A 15,255-nucleotide genomic window follows, 5' to 3' on the forward strand; every position below is an offset into this window, starting at 1 on the left:
CTCCTTACAGCGAGACGGTGGCGGTGGGGGCGTAGTCGGGCATGTCAGTGGATTCGTAGTTGAAGGTAACGTTCTTCCACGTCTCCAGCGCCGCCTTCAACGGCGTGCAGGTCATCGCCGCCTTGGCGAGAATCTCCTCACCTTCATGCAGGTAGTCGCGACCTTCGTTGCGAGCGAGGATCATCGCTTCCAACGCGACGCGGTTGGCGGTGGCGCCGGCCTGGATGCCCATCGGATGGCCGATGGTGCCGCCGCCGAACTGCAAGATGACGTCTTCGCCCAGATGATCGAGCAATTGATGCATCTGGCCGGCATGGATGCCGCCCGATGCGACCGGCATCATCTTGTTGAGGCTGGCCCAGTTCTGCTCGAAGAACACGCCGTGTTCGAGCCGCATCGGATTGTAGTCTTCACGGCAGATGTCGTAATAGCCGCGCGTCGTCGCCGGATCGCCTTCAAGCTTGCCGACGACGGTCCCGGCATGGATGTGATCGACGCCGGCGAGCCGCATCCATTTGGCGATGACGCGGAACGAGACGCCGTGATTGCGCTGCCGCGTATAGGTCGAGTGTCCCGCGCGGTGCAGATGCAGGATCATGTCGTTCTTGCGCGCCCATTTCGCCATCGACTGGATCGCAGTGTAGCCGATCACGAGGTCGATCATGATGATGACGGAACCGAGCTGCTTGGCGAATTCGGCGCGCTCGTACATGTCCTCCATGGTGCCGGCGGTGACGTTGAGATATGTGCCCTTGATCTCGCCGGACGCCGCCTGCGCCTTATTGACCGCCTCCATGCAATAGAGAAAGCGCTCGCGCCAATGCATGAAGGGCTGCGAGTTAATGTTCTCGTCGTCCTTGGTGAAGTCGAGCCCGCCCTTCAGCGCCTCGTAGACGACGCGGCCGTAGTTACGACCGGACAGCCCCAACTTCGGCTTCACAGTCGCGCCAAGCAGTGGGCGGCCGAACTTATCCATACGCTCTCGCTCGACCACGATGCCGGTGGCCGGCCCCTGGAACGTCTTCACATAAGCGACCGGAAGCCGCATATCTTCCAGCCGCAAAGCCTTCAGCGGCTTGAAGCCGAACACGTTGCCAATGATCGAGGCCGACAGATTGGCGATCGAGCCGTTCTCGAACAGGTCGAGATCGTAGGCGATATAGGCAAAGTACTGGCCGGGCGAATTCGGCACCGGATCGACCCGAAAACACTTGGCGCGGTATTTTTCCGCGGCCGTAAGGCGGTCGGTCCACACCACGGTCCAGGTCGCGGTCGAGGATTCGCCGGCAACTGCTGCCGAAGCCTCGATCGGATCGACGCCGTCCTGCGGCGTCACCCGGAACAATGCGATGATGTCGGTGTCCTTGGGTACATAATCTGGCTCCCAATAGCCCATCTTCTTGTATTCCATGACGCCGGACTTGTAGCGGTCCTTGCCGCGGATCGTGATCGAAACATGTTCATTCATGGTGGCCTCCTCGTTTGGATCCGGCGTCACCGGATGGAATAAGGTCTGTTCACTCGGCAGCTTGCGCGATGTTGCCGATCTTCGGGTCGAGCGCGCCACTGCGATAGCGCTTCGCCATTTCGGCCAGCGGAATCACCTTGATCCTTGCGGCGTGACCCGCGGTGCCGAATTGTTCGAAGCGTTCGCGGCAGAGGTCGCGCATCGCGTCCATCGCCGGTTTCAGGAATTTTCGCGGGTCGAATTCGCCTCTGGTTTGCGCGGCGACTTTGCGGAAGGCAGAGGTCATTGCGAGGCGGCAGTCGGTGTCGATATTGACCTTACGGACGCCGTGTTTGATGCCGCGCACGATTTCCTCGACCGGCACGCCCCAAGTCTGCGGCATCTCGCCACCAAATTGATTGAAGATGTCCTGCAGCGGCTGCGGCACCGATGACGATCCGTGCATCACCAGATGCGTATTCGGCAGCCGGCGGTGAATTTCTTCGACGACCGTCATGGCGAGAATGTCGCCGTCCGGCTTGCGCGAGAATTTGTAGGCGCCGTGTGAAGTCCCCATCGCGATCGCCAGCGCATCGACCTTTGTGGCGCGGACGAAATCGACGGCTTGATCCGGATCGGTAAGCAACTGGTCGTGACTGACGGTGCCCTCGACGCCGTGGCCGTCCTCCTGCTCGCCGCCGCCATGCTCCAATGAACCGAGTACGCCGAGTTCGCCTTCGACGGAGGCACCGATCCAGTGCGCGATATCGACCACGCGACGCGTAATGTCGACGTTGTAATCGTAGTCAGCAGCAGTCTTGGCGTCGGCCTTCAACGAGCCGTCCATCATCACCGAGGTAAAGCCGTGCTGTAGCGCGGTGGCGCAGGTGGACTCTTCGTTGCCGTGGTCCTGGTGCAGGCACAGCGGGATCTGCGGATGCATCTCCTCCAGCGCATCGATCATCCTCGCCAGCATGATGTCGTTGGCGTAGGAGCGTGCGCCGCGCGAGGCCTGGATGATGACCGGCGCGTCAACCTCGGCGGCGGCCTCCATGATCGCCAGGCCCTGCTCCATGTTGTTGATGTTGAAGGCTGGCACGCCGTAGCCATGTTCGGCGGCGTGATCGAGCAGTTGCCTCAGTGTAATGCGTGCCATAGGTCCTCCATTTCGTTGTCTTGTCCCGAACAACTCATTCGGCTGCGGCGATGCGCGAGCGGGCGATGCAGCGCATCGCCGCCGTTGCGACCGCCGCGGCGGTGATACCGAATTCGCGATACAGATCGTCCGCAGGCGCCGAGGCCCCGAATCCGGTCATGCCGACAAACTCACCGCCGTCACCGAGCCAGCGCGCCCAATCGCCTTCGATCGCGGCCTCGACACCGACCCGCGGAGCACTGCCGAGAGTTGCGGCCCGATACTCGCCGCTTTGTTGCCGGAATAGATCGAAACACGGCGCCGAGACCACAGCGGCACGAATGCCGTCATCGGCAAGCAGCCTGGCCGCAGCAATCGCGATCGACACTTCGGAGCCGGTTGCGACCAGGGTGACGTCGCGCGCGCCCTCCGGCTCGATGACGACATAGGCACCGCGCGCCACCCGGTTGGTGGAATCGATGCCATCGCGGAACACAGGCAGCGCCTGGCGCGACAGGCAGAGCACCGACGGCCCATGCGGCGTCCGTAGCGCGCAATCCCAGGCCTCGGCGGTCTCGACGGCGTCGCCGGGGCGGAACACCAGCAAATTTGGAATGGCGCGCAGGGAGGCCAGGTGTTCGACCGGCTGATGGGTCGGGCCGTCCTCGCCAAGCCCGATCGAGTCATGCGTCATCACGTGAATGACGCGGATGCCCATCAACGCGGCCAGCCGGATCGCGGGGCGGCTGTAATCAGCAAAGCACAGGAAGGTGCCGCCATAGGGAATGAAGCCGCCATGCAAAGCGACGCCGTTCATCGCCGCCGCCATGGCGTGCTCGCGCACGCCATAATGGACGTAGCTGCCGTCGAAGGCATCGTGCTGGATCGGCGCCTGCATCCTGGCGCGCGTGAGGTTCGAATGGGTGAGGTCAGCCGATCCGCCGAGCAAATTCGGCAGGACACCGGCAATGACATCGATGACGAGCTGCGAGGCCTGCCGGGTGGCGATCGTCGGCCGCTCCTTCAAGAAATGGGCGCAGATCTTGGCCAGCGCACCGTCATATCCGCCGGAAAGCTGGCCCTTCAGCGCGGCCTGAAAGTAGTCCCGCACAGCGCCGTCGAGACGCGCAACGCGCCCGGCCCATTCCGCATGCGCCGTCTGTCCGCGCGCGCCGACCGCGCGCCATTGTCGCGCCACCGCATCGGGAATGTGGAACGGTGCGTGCGGCCAGTGCAGCGCGGCGCGCGTCTTCGCGATCTCGTCCGCGCCCAGCGGCGCGCCATGCGCCTTCTCACTGCCTTGTCGATTCGGCGCGCCGAAGCCGATCACCGTGCGGCACGCGATCAGCGACGGGCGGTCGTTGTCACGCGCCTGCGCAATCGCCGCGGCCACGGCCTCGGGATCATGGCCGTTGACGCGGCCAGCCGACCATCCCGATGCGGTGAATCGCGCAAGCTGATCGTCCGAACACGACAGCGAGGTCGCGCCGTCGATCGAAATCTGGTTGTCGTCGAACAGCACTATCAGACGATTGAGCCGCAGATGTCCCGCCAGCGAAATCGCCTCGTGGCTGAGGCCCTCCATCAAGCAGCCGTCGCCGGCGATCACGTAAGTGTAGTGATCGACGAGACCGTCGCCGAAGCGGGCATTCATCAGGCGTTCGGCCAAAGCCATGCCGACCGCCGTGGCGATGCCCTGGCCGAGCGGGCCGGTGGTCGTCTCGACGCCCGCGGTGTGGCCGTATTCGGGATGGCCGGGTGTCTTCGAGCCCCATTGCCGGAACAACTGCAACTGATCGAGCGTCACCTCCGCCGATCCGGTCAGATGCAACAGCGCGTAGAGCAGCATCGAGCCGTGGCCGGCGGACAAGATGAAGCGGTCGCGGTCTGGCCAAGACGGATCGGCGGCATCGAATTTGAGGAAGCGTGAGAACAGCACTGTCGCCGCATCGGCCATACCCATCGGCATGCCGGGATGGCCCGACTTCGCCTTTTCCACCGCGTCGATCGCGAGAAAGCGAATCGCATTCGCCATATCCGCGTGCGAAACGGTCGCTTGATCCATCTGGGGAGCGGGACTCTGAATATTCATACCGTGCGCCTTTTGCGTTCCATCAATTGCAGGATCAGCGGGGTGAGGATGAGCTGCATCGCCAGATCCAGCTTCGAGCCGTGGATCACGATCGAGTTGGCGCGCGACATAAAGCTGTTGGGGATCATCGACAGCAGATAGGGGAAATCGATGCCGCGCGGATTCTTCAACCGGATCACCACCATTGATTCATCCGGCGTCGGGATCCACCGCGCGATGAAAGGGTTCGAGGTATCGACCGTCGGCACACGCTGGAAGTTGATGTCAGTCTCGGTGAATTGCGGGCAGATGTAGTTCACATAGTCCGGCATCCGCCGCAGGATGGTGTCGGTGACGGCTTCCTGGCTGTAACCGCGATCCTTGCGGTCGCGATGAAGCTTCTGGATCCACTCCAGATTGATGACGGGAACGACGCCGATCTTGAGGTCAGCATGCTGGGCGATATTGACTTTGTCGGTCACCACGGCGCCATGCAGGCCTTCGTAAAATAGCAGGTCGGACTTTTCCGGCAGCGGGCTCCATTCGGTAAAGGTCCCCGGTGCCGCCCCGTATAATTTGGCTTCGTCCTCGTCATGCACGTAATGACGGACGGTGCCGGTGCCGGACTCGCCGTAGTCGCGGAAGACTTTCTCCAGCTCCTCGAACAGGTTGGTTTCCGGGCTGAAGTGGCTGAAGTGCTTGTTGCCCTTCTCGCCCTCCTCCAGGATCTTCGTGCGCATCTCGACGCGGTTGTAGCGATGAAACGCATCGCCCTCGATGTAGGCGGCGGCGACCTTCTCGCGACGGAAAATGTTCTCGAACGTCTTTTTCACCGAGGTGGTGCCGGCGCCCGACGAACCCGTGATCGATATGATGGGATAGCTGCGTGACATTTGCTCTGTCCCCGGCTCAGCGAAACAGGCCGCGCCGCGCAAACAGCGGCGCGTCGCTATTGTCGAACATCGGTTCGATCCCCTCGTGAATGGCGGCGACGTCGCGAACGCCGCGCATCGAGCCCATGATCAGCGGCACGCGCTGGTGCGGCGTTCGCGCCGAGACTTCGAGGATGCGGCGACGGCCGGTGGTTGCGGAGCCTCCGGCCCATTCCATGACCAACGCCATCGGGTGTGCTTCGTATAAAAGGCGTAGGCGCCCTTCGCGGTATCCGGGGCGCGCATCGGCCGGATAAAGGAAGACGCCGCCGCGGACGAGAATGCGAAGCGACTCGGCGACCAGCGAGCCGATCCAGCGCATGTTGAAATCGGCACCGCCGTCGCCACCCATGCCGGCCACGCATTCGTCGATATAGGCCCGCACCGGACCGTGCCAGTGTCGCCGGTTCGACGCGTTGATGGCGAATTCCGGCGTATTGGGCGCAATCCTGACGCCTTGTGCGACGAGCAGGAATTCACGCGCGCGGCGGTCCTGAATGAAGATGTCGACACGCCCGTTGTGCGCCAGCACCAGCGTGGTCTGGGGACCGTAGACCACGAAGCCCGCGGCGCATTGGGCCGTGCCGGGCTCGAAGAAGGTGGAAACCGCGTCGTTGCCGCGCGGACGGATCGAGAAGATGGTGCCGACAGAAATGTTGTTCTCAAGATTGGCGGAGCCATCCAGCGGATCGATCGCGACACAGAGCGGCGCAGCGACGTCGAGGATTTCTGGCAAGTCTGCCTCTTCGGACAGAATGGCGGCGACGGGGGTCACGAGCAGCGCGCGGCGCATCATCCTGTCCGCGACAAGATCGATGTCCTTCTGCGCATCGCCGTCGGAATTTACGCCGCTGAGACGACCGGTAATGCCGGCCAGCGGACCGTCGGCAATGAGATCGGCAAGGTCGATGGACGCGGCGGCGATTCCCTCGATCACGGCAGCGATCGCAAGCCGGTTCGGCGTCTTCGCCCCCGCGCGATCGAGATGCGAACGCAATGTCACGCGTTCATCCATAGCCGCTCCCTCATCGCTGCCCTCTGCGGGGCCATTTTCAAAGCGTCGTGCCGTTCGGCCGTCCGCGCACCAACAACACCCCAGTTTGCAGAACTAGTAAAATATTCTTATCTTTGGCCGGGACAAAGTTTTCCTTATGGAGGCTGCGACGCTGGTGAGCCGGTTTCCGTGGGAATTGATCCGTCGCCAGTTGCGCACTGGCCACCGTTCACCGCGATCGCTCGGTCACGGCTACGGCCAAAAAAGCGCATCTGAGACAGCCCGTAGTCACGCTGCAGATTCGCAATCTGCAGACTCTGGCGGGCCGCAGATTCAGCGCAGCAGCGACGGCATGCTCCTGACCGAAGCCGGGCGCGAGGTGCTGGTCGCTCTCCGAGAGTAGCGGGATCGCGACTGCGAAACCTCGCTGAAAATGATGATGGGCAAGATCGCTGGCCGGCCTCGATCGGCGCCATCAACGCGTCGAAATATTTTGTGCCATTCATGATCTCCGGATTTTCGAAGCGAAACCCGAACGTCGGCGTCACGCTGTCAACCAGCAACCAGCAACCAGCAACCAGCAACCAGCAGGAAATCGGCGACGCGCTCAGCAGCGACAATTTCGACTTTCCGATTATGGGCCGCCCGCCCGACATCGACATAGAGGAGCTCGACCGCTGGGATCACAAAAATCTAGCTGCTTGCCGACCTTCACGATTGCTACCGTTGGGGAAGACGAAGTCATAGGACCATATTCAAGTCGCATAGGATAATCAGCAGAGGGTGGCCACCCTCTGTTGTTCGACGCCAGGGATGATCGGATTGCGCGTCAACGATCCATAAGGCCAAGCATTTCTCGAGCCCGCCTCCCTGACACGCAGGACTACGCCATCATCGCCGTTGCGTCTTTGCATTCCGCAATTGGTTGCGAGGTGACCTGAGCCCACAGGCTAAATTATTGATGTTACTGGTGTCGATTCCAGCATCAAAAAACAAAGCCCAGCAATCCTTTAAGATTGCTGGGCTTTGTTTGATGGTTTGGTTGCGGGGATAGGATTTGAACCTATGACCTTCAGGTTATGAGCCTGACGAGCTACCGGGCTGCTCCACCCCGCGCCAAACCTTTCGGAAAACCAGAGACGAAACGAAGTCGGCCAACGCCAAGGCGTCGATCGATCCCAGTCCGGAGGCTTCCTGAGAAGGCAACCGGGGCAAAGCCCTCGGTGCGAGGGGTATGTACCAATGCCAGCCTGCTTTGGAAAGGGGCAGCGGCGATCTTTTTGCGCTTTTATGACGGTCCGGGAACGCGCCAATCTGCCTTGTTTCGGCACAGTCCGGCCCAGTGACGGACCGCACGGAGCCAAACAGCCTTCAAAGACCCGCTGGACGCCCTCTGGCGGCCTAGTTCAGTAGAAAGCCACCATCCACGGTCACGGTGCTGCCGGTCATGTAGCGCGAGGCCTGCGAGGCCAGCAGCAGGATGGCACCGTCAAGGTCAGATTCATGGCCGACCCGGCGTTGCGGAATACGCTTGATCAGTTTCTCACCGACCGGCGTGTCCCAGACGGCGTGGTTGATGTCGGTGTCGATATAGCCCGGCGCCAGCGCATTGACGCGGATACGGTGACCGGCGAGTTCCAGCGCCAGTGCCTTGGTCGCCTGCACGATGCCGGCTTTCGAGATCGCATAGGGCGACACCGCCTTGGTCAGCCCGAAACCCAGCACCGAGGCAATGTTGACAATATTGCCCTCCTCCTTCCTGGCGATCATGCGCCGGGCAATTTCGGTTGCGGCAAAATAAGCGCCCTTGAGGTTGGCACCGATCACGGAATCCCAATCGGCTTCGGTCTGATCGACGGCGAGTTTCTCGACGGCGATGCCGGCATTGTTGATGAGCACGCTGATCGGCCCGAGCGCTTCCTCCGCGGCATCGAACGCCCCACTGATCGACGCCATGTCGGTGACGTCCATCTGCACGGCGACGGCGCGGCCGCCTTTGCCGGTGATCTCGTCCTGCAGGCTCTTCAGCTTGTCGGTCTGCCGCGCGGCCAGCGCCACGGCGGCGCCATGCGCGGCCAACACGCGTGCAAATTGCCGGCCAAGGCCCTGCGAGGCTCCGGTAATGAGGATGATTTCTTTACTGACGTCGAATATCCCGGACATGGCATTTCCCTTTGATTTTGCCCTAGTGATACCCGGCCTTGCCGCGATCGCAAACCGCCGCGCTCCGCCGATTTCTTTGACGCGGAATTGCCGCATGGGGACGAAGCCGCGATGAACAGTTTCGATGTCGTCGTTTATGTCGGCCTGATCGTCGCCATGGTCATCGGCTTCCGCGCCGGCCTCTTGCGTAGCGCCGTGACCATCCTGGGCTATCTGCTGGCCATGCCGATCTCCGTCTGGATCACCGGGCTGATCGCGCCACAGCTGTCCGGCAGCGCCGCCGCTTCGACCACGCAGAATTCACTGCTGTTCTTCGCGATCTTCCTCGTGTCAGGCATCGTGCTCGGCTCGCTGCTGCGCATGGCGGTCAACGACATGATCGGCCACGAAATCGGCATCGGCGACCGGCTCGGCGGCGCTTTGCTCGGCGCCATTCGCGTCGGCCTGATCGCGGTGACGCTGGTGCTGATCTTCGACCAGCTGGTGCCGGCCAATATGCAGCCGGCCTATATGACCGGGTCGCATCTGCGGCCCCTGCTGTGGCTGGCCGGGCAGAAGGGCATCAAATCGCTGCCGGCGGACGTGACTGCCACCATCGAACAATGGAAACGCGCGCACCGGCTCTGACGTCGGCGCCCTTATCAGACCCCGCCGGAACCGCTATAACGCGGCCCTCGGATTATCGAACTTCAGGAGTGATATCGTGGATCTTGGAATCAAAGGCCGCCGCGCGCTTGTCTGCGCATCCAGCAAGGGCCTCGGCCGGGGCTGCGCCGAAGCGCTGGCCGCAGAAGGCGTGCATGTCACAATGACTGCACGCGGCGGCGACGTGCTGGCGGCAGCCGCTGCCGATATCCGCAAGGCCTATCCGGGCGTCGAGGTCACCGAAGTCGTCGGTGACATCACCACGGTCGAAGGCCGCGAAGCTGCGCTGAAGGCGGCCGGCCAGATCGACATCCTCATCAACAATGCCGGCGGCCCGCCACCCGGCGATTTCCGCAACTGGACCCGCGACGACTGGATCAAGGCCATCGACGCCAACATGCTGACCCCGATCGAACTGATCAAGGCGACGGTGGACGGCATGATGGAGCGCAAGTTCGGCCGTATCGTCAACATCACCTCGGCCGCCGTGAAGGCGCCGATTGATGTGCTCGGCCTGTCGAACGGCGCACGCAGTGGCCTTACCGGCTTCATCGCCGGCCTGTCGCGCAAGACCGTGCGTGCGAATGTCACCATCAACGGCCTGCTGCCCGGCCCGTTCAACACCGACCGCCTGAAGGGCGTTGCCGCCGGCCAGGTCAAGGCGACAGGTCTTTCGGTCGACGAAATCCTGACCAAGCGCGCGGCCGAAAATCCGTCGGGTCGCTTCGGTGAAGCCGATGAATTCGGTCAGGCATGTGCCTGGCTGTGCAGTTCGAAATCCGGCTTCATCACCGGCCAGAATATCGTGCTCGACGGCGGCGCTTTCCCCGGCACGATGTAAGCAGCGATATCTCAAGACGCGAAAAGGCGATCGGCTGGCAGGCCGATCGCCTTTTCTTTTTGAGTTACGCGGTTTGATTACGCAATCAGTGAACAGGCGTGGTGCGTTCGCTGGACCAATCAACGCCGAATTCTTCCAGGCCTTCGGCCAGGAGATCGCCGAGCAACGGTTCGCCGAGCAGATAGCGCGCTGTGCGCCCGTTGCGCCCTTCTGCGGCTTCGCGGCGCAAGTCATTCCATTCGTCGATGGTGGCGTCGCCGCGTCCCAGCCGCATCAGGGCGACGAGATCGATCTGCTCGTCCTCGGTGAGTGCGCTGATGAAGCCCGCGATTTCCCGCGCCACGGGATCCTCGCCATTGTCCTCCAACACATCGATCATGTCGTCGTCCGCGCCATTGGAGCCGGAATCGGGATCCGAAGCGATATCCTTGGCATCGAACTGCCGCGCCTTCTCGATCAGAAAGCCCACTTTCTCGGATGAAATCGCTAGTTCTGGCATCGCACGCTCCTCGCTGCAGGGCCTGGTGTTCCACTCAGACAACGCGCACCCCCGCGAGATGATCCATTGCGCGCCACGCCGGAAACCCGCATCTTTCCAAGCCTGAAAAGAACAATGGGGTGAACGCCTGATGCAATGGACGGTCGGTAAGGTCAGGATCACGCAGATCATCGAAGGCGAGACGATTGGCAGCACACGCTTCATTCTCCCGCAGGTCGGCCCCGATGAGGTCCATGCGCTGCCCTGGCTGATGCCGAAATTTTCAACTCCTGAAGGCCGGCTGAAAATGTCGATCCACGCGCTGGTGGTGGAAACGCCGACGCAAAGGATCATCGTCGATACCTGTCTCGGCAACGACAAGCAGGGCCGTTCGGTCCCGACCTGGAATAATCTGCACACGCCGTTCCTCGAGAACATGATGGCGGCAGGCTTCGCGCCGGACGGTATCGACACGGTGCTGTGCACCCATCTGCATGTCGATCATGTCGGCTGGAATACAAAACTGGTCGATGGCCGATGGGTGCCGACATTCGCGAATGCACGCTATGTGTTCGGGCAGCACGAATACAACTACTGGGCGGCGCATGGTGATACGGCGTCGCATCTCGCCGTGTTCAACGACTCCGTAAAGCCGATCGCCGATGCTGGGCTGATGGATCTCGTTGCCAGCGATACGCAACTCTCGGACGAGGTCACGCTGATCCCGACGCCGGGCCACAGCCCCGGCCATATGAGCGTGCACATCAAATCCGCAGGCGAGGAAGCGCTGCTGACCGGCGACGCCGCGCATCATCCGGTGCAGATGGCGCATCTGGACTGGTCGTCCACGGCGGATGCAGATCCCCTGCAATCCGCCGTATCGCGGCGCGCATTGTTCTCGCGTTTCGCGGATACACCGACGCTGGTGATCGGCGGTCACTTCGGCGCCGGCCGCATCATGCGCGAGGGTGACGCTTTCAGATTTGCCGCGCTGCAGCACTAGTTTTGCGGCTCTGACCTTTCAGGACCGCGGTTGAATTTCCCCGCGCCCTGTTCCACAACCTTTCGGGAAAGCCCAAGGGAGACGACAATGAAGCTCGTAAGATACGGCGCGTTCGGCAGCGAAAAGCCGGGACTGATCGACAAGGACGGCAAGCTGCGCGACCTCTCCGGCCAGGTGAAGGATCTGGCTGACGACGCATTCGCTCCCGCCAATCTCGCCAAGCTCGCTGCGCTCGACCCGGCGTCGCTGCCTGCCGTGAGCGGCTCGCCGCGCATCGGCTCGCCCGTTGGCGGCAAGCCGAAATTCATCGCCATTGGCCTGAACTATGCCGACCACGCTGCAGAATCCGGCATGCCGATTCCATCGGAGCCCATCGTCTTCATGAAGGCGCTCAACAGCCTGTGCGGCCCCAATGACGATGTGGAAAAGCCCCGCGGCTCGACCAAGCTCGACTGGGAAGTCGAGCTCGCCATCATCATCGGCACCAGGGCCAAATATGTGACCGAAGGCGATGCGCTGAAGCACGTCGCCGGCTACAGCGTCTGCAACGACGTCTCCGAACGCTTCTTCCAGATCGAACGTGGCGGCCAGTGGACCAAGGGCAAGTCGCACGACACCTTCGGCCCGCTTGGCCCGTGGCTGGTCACATCAGATGAAGTCGGCGACGTGCACAAGCTCAGCATGTATCTCGACGTCAACGGCAAGCGCTGCCAGACCGGCTCGACCGCGACCATGATCTTCAATGTGCCGCAGATCGTCTCCTATCTGTCCGGCATGATGACGCTGATGCCCGGCGACATCATCACTACAGGCACGCCGCCCGGCGTCGGCCTTGGCATGAAGCCGCCGAAATTCCTCGAAGTCGGCGACGTCATGACGCTCGGCATCGAGAAACTCGGCGAGCAGAAGCAGAAAGTGGTTGCGGCTTAAGCGCCCTTCATTTCGCGCGGACATGCAAGGCGTGTCCGCGTTTTTTACATTCATGAAAGACATCGAACATGAAGCTGACGTTTTCTCCGGGTTCGCCTTTCGCACGCAAGGTTCGCATTGCCGCGATCGAACTCGGGCTGATCGACAAGATCGAACTCACGCCTGCCGCTGTCGCCCCCACCCAGAAAAACGAAGCCTATTCGCATGACATCAGCCCGGTCAGGAAGCTGCCTGCGCTGATCCTCGACGATGGCAATGTCATCGTCGACTCCTATGTCATCACCGAATATCTCGACGAGCTCGCCGGCGGCAACAAGCTGATCCCGGCCTCGGGTCCGGCGCGCTGGAAGGTGAAGAGCGAACATTCGATGCTGCAGGGCATGACGGATGCGATGCTGCTGTGCCGCTACGAAGTCGGTGTGCGTCCGAAGGAACTGTTGTGGCAGGCCTGGTATGACGATCAGTGGGATCGTGCATGGGAGGGCCTCACGCGTTTCGAAAATCATCCCGACATCCTGACCCGTCCGATGGATGCGGCGCAGATCGCGCTCGTCTGTGTGCTCGGTTATGCCGACTTCCGCTTCCCGGATTGCGGATGGCACAAGGCGTTTCCGAAACTCGACGCTTTCCACAACAAGATGCTGCAGCGGGAATCGGTCAAGATCTCCGTCCCGCCAAAGGGTTAGGGTCGAAAAGCGGCCTGACGCGATTTCACGTCAGCTTGCGAAAATCCTGCGTCAGGCCTGCGGCAAACTCAATCGAACAGCGAGGGCGTGTGATTCACATACGCGCCCTCGATGGCGAGCATCTTGAGCTTGGTCTCGACGCCGCCATTGGCCGAAAATCCGCCTGGCTTGCCGCCGGCAGCCAGCACCCGGTGACACGGCACGATCACCGGACACGGATTCTGCCCCATCGCCTGCCCGACATTGCGTGACAGTTCGACGCCGCCAAGCTTTTTGGCGATATCGCCATAGGTCAGCGTTGCGCCCGGCGGGATCTGGCGGGCAATCGCATAGACATTGCGGTTGAATTCGGGAACGTCGGTGAGATCGAGATTGATCTCCGAAAGATCAGTCGGCTTGCCGGTCATCAGTTCGACGATACCGTCGATGGCTGCCTGCACCGCCGGCGGCGGTGCGGCTTCAACGATATCCGCATGGCGCTGCTTGATGCGCACGCGGGTCTGTTTTTCGTCTGGCTGCGGCAATTGCACAGCGACAACGCCGCGATCGGCCCATGCGATGCCGCAACGCCCGATGGCGGTGTCGAAGAGAGTGAACTGAACGTCGGTCATATGAGCCTCCATCGATCGCATCAGCATCCGATGTGGTGAGGTCCGGAGTTTGCGACGATCTTCAGTCATTCGCCACCCGATTCCGGAGCGGCAAACAGCTTTGTCTCAGCTCTGCTCGCGCGACGGCATTGTGGCGGCCTTGTGGATGAAAGCCTGGCCAAGCATGTCGAGGATTTCCTTGGTGGCCACGAACATGAACACACCCGCCTCGGTGTCGAAGGAGATACCGACCACGGTCGGATCGGGCTGGAAGTCCAACAGGCTGTAGCCCTTTAGCGGGAGGGCGGGAACTTCTTTCGGATTCGACATGTCGGTCTCCCGCGTCAGTGAAAGGCTCGTAAAAGCCGGAATAACGAGGGCTTAGACAACAATTCGGAGCACGCCAAGGCGTTATTTCGTAGCGTTGGCCCTGCCTCCAACGACAATCGGGACCGTACCGCGGCCCCGATCTTCAGAAGTCCAGGCCGTGCGATGGCAATGAAGGACTTACTCGTCGTTCTGCATCGCTGCGGCCAGCTTGTCGTAATATTTGCCGACGAGATCGATATTGCCCTTGTTCTCGACTGCTGGCGGCGGCGATTTGAGCGCGGCGTTGAGATCGGCGAGCGCGGCCTTCTTGTCCTTGGCCGGCATCTTCTTGTCGGCCTGCACGGCCGCGATCTGCTGCTTGAACACCACTTCGGGGCCGACATATTTCTTGGTCTGCGGATCGAAGCCACCCAGCACCAGCATGATGTTTTCGACGACGTCGTTGTAGTCGCCGTAGTTCGCAAAGCCGTTTTTCTTGGCGACGTCATCGAGCTGCGCGACCACTTTGGGATCCGGCTTGTCAGGTGCCTGCTGCGGCAGCTTAGCGGTGACCGCATCGAGATCCTTCTGCGCGGCCAGCACCTGCTCGATCTGCTTGTCCGTCAGCGCAATCTGCTTTGGCGCCGGCGCATTTTGCGCGGGAACTGCGGTGGGTGTCGGCGTTGGTGGCGTCTGTTTTGCGGCGGGCTGTTTCTGCGCCTGCGCATATGCGGCGCCAGTGACGGGAATCGTCGCAAGGCCTGCGATAGCCAGAGCAGCGATGGCGGGACGAATAATGGAACGCATGAAGATCTCCTCGGCAAATTGGTGCGACCAGTGGAAGTCGATCGCGGAGCGAACCCGGTTCAACGAGCCCGGTTGGCAGAGGATGGAATGCTGCAGCTGAATCGTGGCTGAATGATCGCAGCGGCCGGTCGTCCCTTCCCCGCCCTGCTGCTCGGTTGCCGAATTTCCGCCGATTACCCGCGTACGGCATGCGCGACCGACAACGCAGGACGCTATGCCGACAA

General features: G+C 61.7%; 17 protein-coding genes and 1 tRNA gene. 7 read left to right on the forward strand and 11 right to left on the reverse strand.

Annotated features, from left to right (window positions below; all coding sequences use genetic code 11):
* Positions 1 to 4: 4 nt before the first annotated feature.
* The 5 genes from RSO67_RS14210 to RSO67_RS14230 are packed head-to-tail and all read right to left on the reverse strand — an operon-like array spanning position 5 to position 6,600.
* Positions 5 to 1,468, reverse strand: a complete 1,464-nt coding sequence (locus RSO67_RS14210) for a form I ribulose bisphosphate carboxylase large subunit (RefSeq protein ID WP_315843969.1) — start codon at positions 1,466 to 1,468, stop codon at positions 5 to 7.
* A gap of 49 nt (positions 1,469 to 1,517) precedes the next feature.
* The gene (gene fba, locus RSO67_RS14215; RefSeq protein WP_315843970.1) at positions 1,518 to 2,603 is read right to left on the reverse strand and encodes a class II fructose-bisphosphate aldolase; all 1,086 of its coding nucleotides are present in this window, start codon (positions 2,601 to 2,603) and stop codon (positions 1,518 to 1,520) included.
* A gap of 34 nt (positions 2,604 to 2,637) precedes the next feature.
* Positions 2,638 to 4,674, reverse strand: a complete 2,037-nt coding sequence (gene tkt / locus RSO67_RS14220) for a transketolase (RefSeq protein ID WP_410001856.1) — start codon at positions 4,672 to 4,674, stop codon at positions 2,638 to 2,640.
* Entirely contained in the window at positions 4,671 to 5,546 is an 876-nt protein-coding gene (locus tag RSO67_RS14225; protein ID WP_315843972.1) for a phosphoribulokinase, read from the reverse strand. Before RSO67_RS14225 ends, tkt begins: the two co-directional genes overlap by 4 nt.
* 16 nt (positions 5,547 to 5,562) lie before the next feature.
* Positions 5,563 to 6,600, reverse strand: a complete 1,038-nt coding sequence (locus RSO67_RS14230; RefSeq protein ID WP_315843973.1) for a class 1 fructose-bisphosphatase — start codon at positions 6,598 to 6,600, stop codon at positions 5,563 to 5,565.
* A gap of 197 nt (positions 6,601 to 6,797) precedes the next feature.
* Between RSO67_RS14230 and RSO67_RS14235 the strand changes: the two genes are divergently transcribed.
* Both RSO67_RS14235 and RSO67_RS14240 read left to right on the forward strand, forming a co-directional pair.
* Entirely contained in the window at positions 6,798 to 6,941 is a 144-nt protein-coding gene (locus tag RSO67_RS14235; RefSeq protein ID WP_315844250.1) for a hypothetical protein, read from the forward strand.
* Positions 6,942 to 7,074: 133 nt separating this feature from the next.
* Positions 7,075 to 7,326 carry a hypothetical protein gene (locus RSO67_RS14240; RefSeq protein WP_315843974.1) on the forward strand — a complete coding sequence of 84 codons (252 nt, stop codon included), beginning with the start codon at positions 7,075 to 7,077 and terminating at the stop codon, positions 7,324 to 7,326.
* Positions 7,327 to 7,618: 292 nt separating this feature from the next.
* Here the strand turns inward: RSO67_RS14240 and RSO67_RS14245 are convergent.
* Both RSO67_RS14245 and RSO67_RS14250 read right to left on the reverse strand, forming a co-directional pair.
* Positions 7,619 to 7,695: transfer RNA gene (locus tag RSO67_RS14245), tRNA-Met, on the reverse strand.
* 285 nt (positions 7,696 to 7,980) lie between these two features.
* Positions 7,981 to 8,742, reverse strand: coding sequence for an SDR family oxidoreductase (locus RSO67_RS14250; protein WP_315843975.1), 762 nt, complete (start codon positions 8,740 to 8,742; stop codon positions 7,981 to 7,983).
* A gap of 111 nt (positions 8,743 to 8,853) precedes the next feature.
* Between RSO67_RS14250 and RSO67_RS14255 the strand changes: the two genes are divergently transcribed.
* Together RSO67_RS14255 and RSO67_RS14260 are read left to right on the forward strand one after the other, a co-directional pair.
* Positions 8,854 to 9,369, forward strand: coding sequence for a CvpA family protein (locus RSO67_RS14255; RefSeq protein WP_315843976.1), 516 nt, complete (start codon positions 8,854 to 8,856; stop codon positions 9,367 to 9,369).
* Between the two features lie 76 nt (positions 9,370 to 9,445).
* Positions 9,446 to 10,228, forward strand: a complete 783-nt coding sequence (locus RSO67_RS14260) for an SDR family oxidoreductase (RefSeq protein WP_120287227.1) — start codon at positions 9,446 to 9,448, stop codon at positions 10,226 to 10,228.
* An 85-nt stretch (positions 10,229 to 10,313) separates the two neighbouring features.
* On the opposite strand, the gene RSO67_RS14265 is transcribed toward RSO67_RS14260, so the two are convergent.
* The gene (locus RSO67_RS14265) at positions 10,314 to 10,727 is read right to left on the reverse strand and encodes a DUF3775 domain-containing protein (RefSeq protein WP_315843977.1); all 414 of its coding nucleotides are present in this window, start codon (positions 10,725 to 10,727) and stop codon (positions 10,314 to 10,316) included.
* 130 nt (positions 10,728 to 10,857) lie between these two features.
* Here RSO67_RS14265 and RSO67_RS14270 point away from each other — a divergent pair, with 130 nt between their 5' ends.
* From RSO67_RS14270 to RSO67_RS14280, 3 genes are all read left to right on the forward strand, one after another.
* Complete coding sequence (locus RSO67_RS14270; protein ID WP_315843978.1) at positions 10,858 to 11,709, forward strand: MBL fold metallo-hydrolase; 852 nt, start codon at positions 10,858 to 10,860, stop codon at positions 11,707 to 11,709.
* An 87-nt stretch (positions 11,710 to 11,796) separates the two neighbouring features.
* Positions 11,797 to 12,639: a fumarylacetoacetate hydrolase family protein gene (locus RSO67_RS14275; protein ID WP_315843979.1), complete on the forward strand. Its 843-nt coding sequence runs from the start codon at positions 11,797 to 11,799 to the stop codon at positions 12,637 to 12,639.
* Between the two features lie 68 nt (positions 12,640 to 12,707).
* Positions 12,708 to 13,325 (forward strand): glutathione S-transferase family protein, encoded by a 618-nt coding sequence (locus RSO67_RS14280; RefSeq protein ID WP_315843980.1) that lies wholly within the window; start codon positions 12,708 to 12,710, stop codon positions 13,323 to 13,325.
* Between the two features lie 68 nt (positions 13,326 to 13,393).
* On the opposite strand, the gene RSO67_RS14285 is transcribed toward RSO67_RS14280, so the two are convergent.
* The 3 genes from RSO67_RS14285 to RSO67_RS14295 form a co-directional block, all read right to left on the reverse strand.
* Entirely contained in the window at positions 13,394 to 13,936 is a 543-nt protein-coding gene (locus tag RSO67_RS14285; RefSeq protein WP_315843981.1) for a methylated-DNA--[protein]-cysteine S-methyltransferase, read from the reverse strand.
* 105 nt (positions 13,937 to 14,041) lie between these two features.
* Positions 14,042 to 14,245, reverse strand: a complete 204-nt coding sequence (locus tag RSO67_RS14290; protein ID WP_315843982.1) for a hypothetical protein — start codon at positions 14,243 to 14,245, stop codon at positions 14,042 to 14,044.
* A gap of 177 nt (positions 14,246 to 14,422) precedes the next feature.
* Entirely contained in the window at positions 14,423 to 15,031 is a 609-nt protein-coding gene (locus RSO67_RS14295; RefSeq protein ID WP_315843983.1) for a hypothetical protein, read from the reverse strand.
* Positions 15,032 to 15,255 lie beyond the last annotated feature (224 nt).

The organism is Tardiphaga sp. 709 (genome assembly GCF_032401055.1).
Lineage (GTDB): Bacteria > Pseudomonadota > Alphaproteobacteria > Rhizobiales > Xanthobacteraceae > Tardiphaga.